The following is an 11,128-nucleotide window of genomic DNA, read 5'->3' on the forward strand; positions in this document are numbered from 1 at the left end:
CACCCGCAACGCACCGGTTCGCGGAGCGCCGTCCGGTCAGGCTAAGATAGGGGAGTTGCCCGCGCGGAAGTGCGGAACAACGGGCTGTGGCGCAGCTTGGTAGCGCACTTGACTGGGGGTCAAGGGGTCGCAGGTTCAAATCCTGTCAGCCCGACCATTAAGCCCCGGAGAACCGCGGAAACACGCGGATCTCCGGGGCTTTTCCGTTCCAGGCTCAGACCAGGACACGGCGGAGATTGGTTTTCGAGGGCTCACTGTCCTCGAGTCATCGGCTGCTTGACGGGTCCGCCAGAGACTGTTGCACGTTTCTCGTCATGGCGTAGCGGATGCGGGCACGGCGTAGGTGGTTTCCTCGACGTTGCGCCCGTCCGTTGTCAGCGCAGTCGCGACCAGAGTCATGCCCAAGCGCTCGCACAGCGCACGTGAGGACGCGTTGAGGGCGTCGGTCTTCGCAATCACTCGCGCGAAACCCCAGTCGTCGCGAGCCGCCGTCAGGACAGCACCCACCGCTTCGGTCGCGAGGCCCTTCCCGCCGAAGCGTGGATTGAAGACATATCCGATCTCGGCGTCTTCGTCGCGGAGCCAGACCAGCCCCACTTCTCCCACTACGTCGCCGGTCTCGAGAATCTCGACGACCAGTACCAGTTCGTCACCAGGGCCAGCGAATCGGGCTGTTGTGTATGAAGCCAGTTCACTCTCAGTGTGTTCGCGCGTCCACGGGCCGGCGCGCAGGTACCGGGCCACATCAGGGCTCGACCGATAGGCGAAGACCGCATCGACGTCGGCCTCGCGCGGCCGCCGCAGATGGAGTCGGGATGTATCGATCACACCAGGATCGTAACCGGAAGACCGCTCCGCCGAGCGCTCCCGGTGTCCGACCGGGGCACGGGGGAGTTGCGTGTGAGCGTGCACCACGTAGGCCCCCGAAGCGCCGTCGATAAACTGCTCCGGTGGGAACCGTCGAATACCGTGATGCGCTGAGAGCCGTGCTCGACCAGGCATCCAAGTCCACCGCTGCTCGACTCTCCGTTCTCCATCGCGCAGCGACCGCTGGCGTGGACGGGGTGCTGATCGACGTGTTCGTCGACCAGGATGCCGAGGGGCCGTTCGGCGTGTGGGCGCGTTTCGAGGGTGCCGACTCGTTCGGCCTCGACCGGCAACTCGGCGATGAACGGGAGCTGCTCGGCGTGATCTGGGGTGAGGAAGGCTGGGAGCCCGCGGTTCCGAGCCGACCCCGGGAATGGTCTCGAGCACAACTCGAAGACGCCATCGTCGAAGTCGTGGCCGAATGGATCGACCCGCTCATCCCGCTCGGAACGCCGGATCTGCGTTGGGAGGTCGTGACGCCAGACGGCGCCACAGACCCGATCCAGGTGGGGCGTCAGGATGACTGATCCCATCGCGTTCCTCATCGACGAAGAGGCTACCCCCGCGAGCTAGTGGTCTGGCGTCGCACCAGGGAAGCTGGTGGCATCGAACAGCAATCTGTCGACGACGTGATCGAGTCGGGCTGGCCGCGCGATGATGTGCCCCAGCAGATCCTCGAAGTGCGAGAAAACGACATCCGCCTCTTCGAACTCCGGCTCCGTCCCGTGGACGACTGCTCCATCGTCTCGCACTGCGAGGTACTCGTAGCCGTTGCGAACGGAAAGCAGGATCGGCAAGTGGCGCTTCCAGAAATGGGAGACCGCTTCCGCCTCAGCATCCGTTATCGCAGCCTGGATGCTCAACTGTTCCCACTCGTTCCAGGCGAACGCACCCTCCGCACCGGTCGAGTAGTCGTCGCGGGATAAGAACCACACCGTCTCGTCTGAGTTCGACAGGAGTGAGAACGAGGACACCCACCGGATCACCGGTTCGGATGCCGTGTGCAGCGCGAAAGGAACGTCCTCTTCCGCGGGCGTGGGCGGCTCGCGCGTCCACCCGGCTTCCTGCAGGGATTCGGCCGCACGCTGGAAGAGTTCCGTCGAGCGCTGGAGCGGTTGCCCGTGACCGGCCGCGTCAGCGTTCGCGCGCGTCATCGGTCGTGAAGCCCTCGCGTGCCGCGCGCTCCTCGAGCGTCTCCAGTTCCTGGAAGAACGTCACCTGCCAGCCGGCCGGCCCCTGCACGCGGGCGTTGAGGCTCTGGAACGGCGTCTTGACCGGCGGGGAGATCAGCTCGGCGCCGCCGGCTCGCGCCGCGGCGACGGCCTGCTCGGTGTCATCGACCTCCAACGCGATCCGCAGGGCGCCCGGCGTGCGCGGTGCACCTTCGACGTCGTCGATGTTCCGGGCGTGCGTCGGCGTGGCCAGCTCGATCGTCGCGACGCCGACGTGCAGGATCGCCACGCGATCATCGTCTTCGGTCGCGTAGGCCAGCTGCTCCGGCATCCCGAGCACGTCCCGATAGAACCGCAGGGCGGTGTCGAAGTCGTCGGTCTCGATGATCAGACGCAGCTGCGTGGGGGAAGGTGTGGTCGATGTCATGCCCTACATCTTGCACGCACATCGGCGGCAGCGCCTCAGGTCGGCAACGCCGCAATCGCCACCCGCAGCGCCCCGGCCTTCAGGCCCAGCGCCCATTCCGCGACATCCGCGACCACCCGCGTGTGCGCCGGGTGCTCGATCGGCGCCGACGAGTTCACGTACGACCCACCGCCGTCGAGGGCGATGAGGATGCGGATGCAGGCGGCCTCGGTATCCGCGCCGGGGAAGTCGCCCGATGCCACGCCGTCGTCGAGCATCGCCGTCAGGCGCTCGCGGTCGAGCGCGTCCTGGATCTGCAGCTCGGCGTCGAGCGTCGGGCTGAATCGCGAGAGGTGCCGGGCGTTGAGCCAGAGTCTGGCGAGGGGAAGCGAGCGGCCGCGCTCGACGTGATCCACGAAGCGCGCCAGGCGCTGCAGGGGAGTGGCGCCGGTGGTGAAGAACTGCTCGCGCTCGATCACCGCGGCGCGCGCGAAGGCGGCGACCACGAGGTCTTCCGCGACGGGGAAATAGTGCGTGATCAGGCCCGGGCGCACGCCCAGCCGCGCGGCGACCGCACGCAGCGTGATGCGTTCGAGTCCCTCCTCGATCGCGATCGCGGCGGCGCACGCGAGGATGTCCTCCCGCCGCTCCTCGGGGAGCTTGCGGGTGCGCGGAGCGGCGGTGGGAGAAGAAGTGCTTGACGTCACCCCACCCATGCTATTGAATGAGTGACCAATAGTCCATTGGGCATGTGACCAATAGCAATGGCGCTCTCCTCCCGAAAGGAACTCCATGACCCGGATACCCACCGTCGAGGCCGACGGCTTCGACGCGGCCTCCCGCCCCGAGACCCGCGGCATCGAGCTCATCGACGACGCCGAACGGCACGGCAGGGCGCGCGATCTCTTCCTGATCTGGGCGGCCCCCAGCGTCAGCATCCTGAACCTCACGATCGGCGCCTCGCTCATCCTGCTCGGCCTCGAGATCTGGCAGGCGATCGCCGTCATCGTCGCCGCGTCGCTGCTCTGGATCCTGCCGGGCGTCATCGCCGGCAGCGGCCCGGCATCCGGCACGTCGGGTTCGGTCGTCACGAGGGCGATGTACGGCGTCCTCGGCAACCGGCTCTTCGTCGCGGTGGTCGGATGGTTCATCGGCGCGGTCTTCCTCTCGCTGACCTGGCTCGCCTCGTCGTTCCTCGGCGCCGACCTGCTGCGCCGCATCGGGGTCGACGACCCGATCTGGGTGCCGATCGGCGTGACCCTCGTGGTCTCCGCCGTCACGATCCTGGTCGCGATCTTCGGTCACGGACTGATCCTGCGCGCCTACCCGTACATGGCCGGAGCGCTCTTCGTGATCTTCCTGGCCGTCGCCGGCTTCATCCTGCCGACCGTCGACTGGCAGTACTCGGCGCCCGAGACGCTCAGCGGTCCCGCCCTGTGGTCCGCGATCTCGATCGGCTTCACGATCCTCGCGTCGACACCGCTGTCGTTCATGAACAGCCCCGACATCGCCCGCTACCTCCCGCGCGAGACGAAGCCGTCGCATATCGCGGCCGCCACCGCCCTCGGCGGTGCCATCCCGTTCATCGTCTTCACGACCGTCGGCGTGCTGCTCGCGACAGGTCTGAGCGAGGCCGCCTTCGCGACCGGCATCGATGTCGCGCTGATCGACCTCCTTCCCTCCTGGCTCGGACCGGTACTCGTGCTCGGCGTCGTCATCAACACGATCGCGCTGAACGCCATGACGGCCTACACGTCGAGCATGGCGCTGCAGGCAATCGGCTTCCGCCTTCGCCGCATCCCCGCGGCGATCATCGTCGGTGTCGTCGGCACGGCGCTGACGATCTACCTCGTCCTGTCGTCGAGCCTGCTGGAAGCCGCGAACCTCATGCTCCAGTTCCTCGTCATCGTCTCGGGACCGGCCATGGCGATCTTCGTCGTCGACGTCGTGCTGCGCCGCTACGCCTACGACGGCATCGATCTCTTCCATGACCGGCCCGGCGGCCGGTTCTGGTACTCGGCCGGGTGGAGCATCCCCGGAATCACCGCGCTGTTCCTGGGCGGCATCGCCACCGCGCTGTGTCTGTCGACGAGCGTCTGGAGCGGTCCCGTCGCCGACCTCACCGGCTACATCGACCTCTCCGTGCCGGTCGGGATGCTCGTCGCCGCGGTGATCTACGCCGGACTGCTGCGCACGCCCCTCGGAAAGGACGGTCGACCATGACCACTCGCTATCTCAACGGACGCATCTTCACGGCCGATCCCGACCCCAAGAAGGCCTGGGCCGAGGCCTTCACGGTCGATGGCGACGCGATCACATATGTCGGATCCACCGACGGTGCCCCCGACGCGGACGAGACCGTCGACCTGGAGGGCCGGCTCGTCCTGCCCGGCTTCACCGATGCGCACACCCATCTGCTGATGGCCGGTGCGGCGCTCGGCCAGGTGCCGCTCACCGCTGCCCGTTCACTCGACGACATCCAGGCGCTGCTGCGCGATGCGAGGGCGTCGGATCCGGGTGCCACCGTGCTGCGCGGGCGGGGCTGGCTCTTCGACTCGATCCCGGGCGGCGCGCCGACGGCCGCGATGATCGACGACGTCGTCGCCGACATCCCCGTGTACCTCGATGCCAACGACTACCACTCCTGCTGGGTCAACACCGCGGCCCTCGCCGAGCTCGGGATCACCGGTGAGACCCCGGATCCGATCGGCGGCCACTTCGCACGGGACGCCTCGGGGGAGCCGACCGGGCTGCTGTACGAGACCGCGGCGACGCAGTACGCCTGGGCGCAGCGGGACGCGACCACCACCGACGCCGACCGGGATGCCGACGCGGACCGGGTGATCGACGCCTACCTCGCGGCCGGGGTCACGGGGGCGGTCGACATGGCGTTCGACGAGTTCGGGCTCGCCGCCCTGCGTCGCGCGCAGGAGCGTCACGGGGGAGAGCTGCCGATCCGCGTCGCGGCCCACTGGCTCATCACCAACACCGGCGACGACAGCGAGAACCTCGCTCAGGTCGCGCGTGCGGCCGAGCTCGCCCGCGACGCATCCTCGCCCTGGTTCCGTGTCGTCGGCATCAAGCTGATCCTCGATGGAGTCATCGACGCGTGCACCGCGGCCATGCGGCATCCCTACGCCGACGGAACGAACGCGGCTCCCATCTGGCCGGTCGCGCAGCTGAACCCCGTCGTCGCGGCGGCGGATGCCGCGGGCCTGCAGGTCGCACAGCACGCGATCGGCGACTACGCCAGCGAGATCGCCCTCGACGCCATCGAGAACGCGGTCGCCGTCAACGGCGACCGGCCGCGTCGCCACCGCATCGAGCACCTCGAGTATGCGGCCCCCGGCACGGCGGAGCGGATGGCGCGGCTCGGGGTCACCGCCTCGATGCAACCGGTGCACAGCGACCCGGCCATCTTCGCCAACTGGGCCGAGATGCTGGGCGACGAACGCGTCGACCGTGCGTTCCCGTGGCCGGAGTACGAGGACGCCGGCGCTCTGCTCGCGTTCTCGACCGACGCGCCGACCGCCCCGCACGAAGCGCTGGCCAACATGTACGTCGCATCGACTCGCGCCTCCGCGCTCGACCCTTCCGTCGCCGCCGTCCACCCGCAGTACGCGCTGCCCCTCGCAGCGGCGATCGGTCATGCGACGCGCGACGCCGCGGCATCCGTCGGCGACGGCGACTGGCGAGGCCGCATCGCGCCGGGGTTCGCCGCCGACGTCATCGTCCTCGACACCGATCCGTTCGTCGACGGACCGGCATCGCTGCTCGATGCGCGGGTGATCGAGACCATCGTGGCCGGGCGGTCGCGTTACCGGTCCCAGGGCTGACGCGAGATCACGCCCCGGTTCAGATGCCGAGAGCGCGTTCGATCTCGCGGGCGCCACGGGCTGCGGCCGCAGACACGTCTTCCGCGGGAACCCTGCTGTAGCTGGTGGCGATGTACGGCACGGTCAGGGCGGCGACCGCCTCGTCGAGGCCGCTGCGCAGGATCGGGTGCACGATGTCGGTGATGCCCGGCTGGGCGGAGTCGGGGCGGAGGAGCAGGCGGTCGCGGCGGATGTCCGCGAGCACGCTCTCGGGGACATCCGTGTGCGCGACCGAGCTGAACGCGGCGAGCACGTTCCCGCTGGCGGTGCCGTCGAGGGGGAACAGCGCCCCGACCCGCACATGGAAGCCGAAGTCGTCGGGGCTCTCGACCTGCGCGATGATCCGCACGCGGCCCTCGTCGATCACGCCGAGATTGCAGGACTGCCGTGTCGCATCGGCGACCCGCCGCATGGCCGGCATCGCGGCGGCGATGAGCGACCGGGTCGGCTCGTGGCGATGCGCGAGATCGAACAGGCGCATCGACAGCTGGTACAGACCGCTCTGCGGGTCGCGATGGAGGTACCCGCGCTTCTCGAGCCGCAGCAGCACCCGGAAGATCTGGCCGGGCGAGCGGTCGACCGCCTTCGCGATGTCGAGCTGGCTGAGTCCGTCCGCCGCGGCGGCGAGCGTCTCGAGGATGTCGAGAGCCTTGTCCACGGCGGGCGCCGCATAGTCGGGCTGCTGTTCGACCAAGGGCGTCTCTCCGTCGTCAGGATGAGGAATCGAGGACTGCCAGGATACGTCGGGCGATCGTGCGATCGATGTCGTCGGGTACGGGCTGGGGGCCTGCGGAGAGAGCCGAACGGTCGGTGACGACGCGCACGAGCGACAGCGTCTGCAGGAGGAATCCGAGGTCCATCGACTCGATCGAGTTCCCCTTGGGCGCGGTGCCTGCGAGGTTGAACATGCGCCCGTTCGCCAGCAGGATGACATGCCCGCCGTGCGGGAGGTCGATGCGGTCGAGAGCGGAGCCGAGCGAGGTGGTCGACGTCGCTCTGGCACGCAGCGTCTCGACGTCGATCTCCCAGGGGAAGTGGCCGACGTTGCCGATGATGGCGCCGTCGTGCATCTGCTCGATGATCTCGTAGGGGAGCACGCCGGGGCGGCCCGTCGCCGTGATGAACACGTCTCCCCAGGCGGCGAAGTCGGCTGCGCCTCCGACGCGGAAGCCGTCGAGGGCTGCCTCGAAGGCCTTCAGCTCGTCGGTGTCGACCACGGCGACACGACCGCCGAGGGCCCGGAGGTACTGCGCGACGCCGCGGCCGCACCAGCCGTAGCCGAAGACCACGAAGCGGCGCCCTGGGACCATCGCGTTCGTGATGCGCATGAAGCTCTCGACCGCCGACTGTCCGACCGCGTGCTTGTTCTCGCCGATGGCCTTCAGGAGGCTGTCGTTGATCACGATGACTGGGAACGGCACCGCGCCGGCGAGCTCGCCGCGAAGGCGGTCGCCGCCGCTGGTGGTCTCCTCGGTCCCGCCGATCACCGTGTCGGTCGTGCCGCGTGCGACGAGTCCGGCGACGAGATCGGCACCGTTGTCGAGGATGATGTCGGGGGCGCCGTCGAGCACGGCGGCGATGTTGGCCTCGTGCTGCGCCAGAGTGTCATCGCGACGGCCGTGGATCGTGATGCCGGGCAGGGAGTTCAGATACTCGACGACGTCGTCCTGCGTCGATCCGAAGTTGCCGGTGCCGATGAGCTCGGCGCCGCCGGCCGCGAGCGTCTCGACCAGGACCGCGGTCTTCGGCTCCACGTGCAGGGACATGCCGATGCGGTGGCCGGCGAAGGGTCGCGTGCGCGCGAGCTCCTGTCGCACGTCGGCCAGCAGTGCCATGCGGGAGCGGATCCACTCGACCCGGGAGTTGTCCTGTGTCGCGATCTCGGAAGCGGTCATGCGCTCCAGTTTACAGATGTGAAATAAGAATGCATATACAAATCCTTGGTCTCCTGACCTAGGCTGATCCCGCACCAGCAAGGGCGAGCGCGATCCGGCATCCGTCGCGAGATCCGGGCCCCTACGGAAAGGCCACAGTCATGCACCCTGTCGGTTTCGTCGGGACGGGCTTCCATGCGCGGACGAACCTCCTGCCCGCGGCGTCGCTCGCGGGGGTCGCGATCATCGGTCTGGCGAGCCGGGACGCCGAGCGTTCCGCGGTGACCCTCGCGCATGCCGGCTTCGAGGCCGCGCGCCCGTACGGCAGCGTCCGCGACCTGGTGGCCGACCTTCCTCACCTCGATCGGGTGATCGTCTGTGCCCAGCCGTCCGATCAGCCCGGGATCGTCGATCAGCTGATCGAGGCGGGCATGCACGTGCTCGCCGAGAAGCCGCTCGGCCTCGATGCCGGCGAGGCGAAGGCGCTCGCCGATCACGCGGCGAGCCGAGGGGTCGCGCTCCGAGTGGCGTTCATGAAGCGCTACGCCCCTGCAGTGCGCGCCCTCGACGAGCTGCTGACCGCCGCGGAGCTGGGAGAGCTGCTCTCCTTCGAGGTGCGCTTCGGTGCGGATGCCGGCGCGTTCGCACCGACCCCTGCGGACTTCATCCGACTCGCGGCGATCCATCACGTCGACCTCGTGCGCCACCTCTTCGGCGACGTCGAGCGCGTCGACGTCGCGTTCTCCGGAACCGCCGTGGCCTGCACGGTCCTCGTGACCCTGCGCATGCGGTCCGGTGCCGTCGGCACCCTCCACCTGTCCGACGGCCCGGGGCACACGAGCGAGCTCGACGTCACGACGATCACCTGTGAGCGCGGCACGGTGACGATGACCGACACGCGAGAGCTGGTCGTGCATCGTGGAGCAGCCGGCGGCACCGACTGGCGTCGTCCGTTCGAACAGCGCACGGTGATGGAGCCGGCCGTGAGCACGATGTCGGGCGGCGCGCAGGATCTGGTGCTGCGCGGTTTCGTCGATGAGATCGAGTCCTTCGCCGCCGATGACCTGAACGGCGAGGACCCGAGTGCGCAGGAGAACGTGCGCACGATGGAGCTGGTCGACGCGATCATCAGGCAGCTGCCCTCGGACCGCACGGCCGGCGCGACAGCGGGCGCTGCCTGACCGTCAGACGCTCCAGAAGTCGGCGAGCCGTGCCGCCAGCCCGCGTCCCTGCGCGTGGCCGCCGCGCGCGGCGGGAAGGCGTGTCGAAGGATCCAGGGCGTTGGCATCGAAGACGTCGCCCGAGCCGGCATCCGGGAAGACGGTCTCGACGATGCTTCCGCCGGATCGCAGCTCGTCGACCTGTGCGGCGAGGTCCATTCCCCAGGTGAGCGGCTGACGCGACCTCCCGCCGAACGGCTCGAGGATCAGGACCCGGTCGTACCCTGTGGCGAGGTCGGCGTTCGAGCTGCGCCGGTATCCGCCGTTCAGGTACCGGCTCTGTCCGACCCGGTAGGGCGTCATCGCCGAGGTGCTGGCGGCGACGGCATCCACCAGGCCGACGTCGCTGTCCCGGTCGAACACCACGGGCTCGCCGGTCAGCGCGTCGACGGCGGGGATGAGCACGCGCTGCTCCGGCCATTCGTGGCGGGGGAGCCGCTGCGCCACGATCTCCCGCCAACGCGCGGCATCCGCGCCGTCGGAGGTGTCACGCGCGAGAGCGGCGGCACCGATCCGGCGGCGCATGTCGGCGGCATCCGCAGAAGACGCGATGATCTCGTCCGACCAGTGCATGTAGGCCGGGCCCGAGATCATCGGACGTCGTGCCGCACCTGCCGCGGGGCGTGGAGGCTCGGCGAGGATGGCGGCGTGGAGGTCAGCCGGTCGGATGCCGCTGGTGATCTGCGCGGCGACGGTCGATCCGGCCGAGGTTCCGACGATCAGAGCGGCATCGACGAGCTCGATGCCGGCTTCGGAGAGACCGGCGATGAGCCCGAGCTGCCAGGCGTTGCCGGCTGCTCCGGCACCGGCCAGGACGAGAGCCCGAGAGACAGGGCGCGGAGAAGAGGAAGAGGAGTGCATGGGAGTGCCCTTCGCGTGTGCGAGCGGGCGCTCCCTCGGGCGACGGTGTCAGTCGCGCGATCGTGGACTGTCGGAGGGAGCGCCCACGGTGGTTCTTGCGTACATGGGTCACACCTCCTCTCATCGGAACACGATCGCCGAACGGTAGCACGAGGCGAGGACGGCGGGCAAGAATGCGGCGGCCGAGCGAAGCGCGGGGGAGGTTTGCCCTCCCGACTGACCCGTCCCCAGACGATCTCGTCGAGAGGGCCACCGCCCTTCCCGGACGGTTGGGGAGGCGGCGAAGATATCGCTGCACTCATCGGCTGATTCCCCAGTCCTCAGCCTCGTAGCCCCCGCTACATATAGCAGAGTACATCGATTCTGTCTTGTCCACCATTTGGGGGACAAAGAAAGTTACGAAAGTTCTCTGGACGATGACCCGGTTGTCTTCCTGCACGGGTTTCGTAGGGTGTAATCATGGACAGATTGCTCGTCATCGCCGCGCAGGTCGCCATCGCCCACGGCCACCGGGTCGAGGTGATCGAGCAGATCGATCCCCTCACCGAGGAGCCCGTCGTCCAGGCTGTCGTCGACCTCGACACCGGCATCCGCTACCGACGCGCGGACGACGTGCGCGGCGAGTTCTCCCGCTGGATCGGGCGGGTGCTCGAGTGCACGGTGACGATCGGCGGTGCGGGGCGCACGGTGCTGCGCGTCGACCCGATCGGACCGGGGGCGACCGGGGCGAAGCGGGCGCTGCACGGTGCCGATGCAGCCGCGGATGCTGCGAAGGCCGAGGCCGACCGCTGGGGTGGCACGGACCGTCCGCCCACGGAAGAGCCGGAACGCTTCTGGTGAGCTTCTCGCCGCT

Annotated in this window: 12 protein-coding genes and 1 tRNA gene; 6 read left to right on the forward strand and 7 right to left on the reverse strand. The window is 68.8% G+C overall.

All coding sequences use genetic code 11. The features are described 5' to 3' along the window. Window positions 1-80: 80 nt before the first annotated feature. A tRNA-Pro gene (locus tag LBN7_RS17340) sits at window positions 81-157 on the forward strand. A gap of 155 nt (window positions 158-312) precedes the next feature. Here the strand turns inward: LBN7_RS17340 and LBN7_RS17345 are convergent. Beyond that, window positions 313-828, reverse strand: coding sequence for a GNAT family N-acetyltransferase (locus tag LBN7_RS17345; protein WP_407360359.1), 516 nt, complete (start codon window positions 826-828; stop codon window positions 313-315). A 122-nt stretch (window positions 829-950) separates the two neighbouring features. On the opposite strand from LBN7_RS17345, the gene LBN7_RS17350 reads away from it, so the two are divergent. After that, on the forward strand, window positions 951-1,394 hold the full coding sequence (locus tag LBN7_RS17350) for a DUF6389 family protein (protein WP_407360360.1): 444 nt from the start codon (window positions 951-953) through the stop codon (window positions 1,392-1,394). Window positions 1,395-1,436: 42 nt separating this feature from the next. Here LBN7_RS17350 and LBN7_RS17355 read toward each other — a convergent pair whose 3' ends face one another. The 3 genes from LBN7_RS17355 to LBN7_RS17365 are packed head-to-tail and all read right to left on the reverse strand — an operon-like array spanning window position 1,437 to window position 3,161. After that, entirely contained in the window at window positions 1,437-2,021 is a 585-nt protein-coding gene (locus LBN7_RS17355; protein ID WP_407360361.1) for a hypothetical protein, read from the reverse strand. Then, window positions 2,002-2,466, reverse strand: a complete 465-nt coding sequence (locus tag LBN7_RS17360) for a VOC family protein (protein WP_341945138.1) — start codon at window positions 2,464-2,466, stop codon at window positions 2,002-2,004. The genes LBN7_RS17355 and LBN7_RS17360 overlap by 20 nt, the downstream gene beginning before the upstream one ends. A 35-nt stretch (window positions 2,467-2,501) precedes the next feature. After that, window positions 2,502-3,161 carry a TetR/AcrR family transcriptional regulator gene (locus LBN7_RS17365; protein WP_407360362.1) on the reverse strand — a complete coding sequence of 220 codons (660 nt, stop codon included), beginning with the start codon at window positions 3,159-3,161 and terminating at the stop codon, window positions 2,502-2,504. Between the two features lie 76 nt (window positions 3,162-3,237). Between LBN7_RS17365 and LBN7_RS17370 the strand changes: the two genes are divergently transcribed. Next, a complete protein-coding gene (locus LBN7_RS17370; protein WP_407360363.1) occupies window positions 3,238-4,668 on the forward strand; it encodes a purine-cytosine permease family protein in 1,431 nt (476 codons plus the stop codon). Beyond that, window positions 4,665-6,281, forward strand: a complete 1,617-nt coding sequence (locus tag LBN7_RS17375; protein ID WP_407360364.1) for an amidohydrolase — start codon at window positions 4,665-4,667, stop codon at window positions 6,279-6,281. The genes LBN7_RS17370 and LBN7_RS17375 overlap by 4 nt, the downstream gene beginning before the upstream one ends. A 19-nt stretch (window positions 6,282-6,300) precedes the next feature. Here LBN7_RS17375 and LBN7_RS17380 read toward each other — a convergent pair whose 3' ends face one another. Together LBN7_RS17380 and LBN7_RS17385 are read right to left on the reverse strand one after the other, a co-directional pair. Continuing rightward, complete coding sequence (locus LBN7_RS17380; RefSeq protein WP_407360365.1) at window positions 6,301-7,014, reverse strand: IclR family transcriptional regulator; 714 nt, start codon at window positions 7,012-7,014, stop codon at window positions 6,301-6,303. A 16-nt stretch (window positions 7,015-7,030) separates the two neighbouring features. Beyond that, a complete protein-coding gene (locus LBN7_RS17385; RefSeq protein ID WP_407360366.1) occupies window positions 7,031-8,215 on the reverse strand; it encodes an adenosylhomocysteinase in 1,185 nt (394 codons plus the stop codon). 140 nt (window positions 8,216-8,355) lie between these two features. On the opposite strand from LBN7_RS17385, the gene LBN7_RS17390 reads away from it, so the two are divergent. Further along, window positions 8,356-9,375 carry a Gfo/Idh/MocA family protein gene (locus LBN7_RS17390; RefSeq protein ID WP_407360367.1) on the forward strand — a complete coding sequence of 340 codons (1,020 nt, stop codon included), beginning with the start codon at window positions 8,356-8,358 and terminating at the stop codon, window positions 9,373-9,375. A 3-nt stretch (window positions 9,376-9,378) separates the two neighbouring features. On the opposite strand, the gene LBN7_RS17395 is transcribed toward LBN7_RS17390, so the two are convergent. After that, window positions 9,379-10,275, reverse strand: a complete 897-nt coding sequence (locus LBN7_RS17395; protein WP_407360368.1) for a patatin-like phospholipase family protein — start codon at window positions 10,273-10,275, stop codon at window positions 9,379-9,381. A gap of 459 nt (window positions 10,276-10,734) precedes the next feature. On the opposite strand from LBN7_RS17395, the gene LBN7_RS17400 reads away from it, so the two are divergent. Beyond that, on the forward strand, window positions 10,735-11,115 hold the full coding sequence (locus LBN7_RS17400) for a hypothetical protein (RefSeq protein ID WP_407360369.1): 381 nt from the start codon (window positions 10,735-10,737) through the stop codon (window positions 11,113-11,115). Window positions 11,116-11,128 lie beyond the last annotated feature (13 nt).

Source organism: Microbacterium sp. LBN7 (genome assembly GCF_045690345.1).
GTDB lineage: Bacteria > Actinomycetota > Actinomycetes > Actinomycetales > Microbacteriaceae > Microbacterium.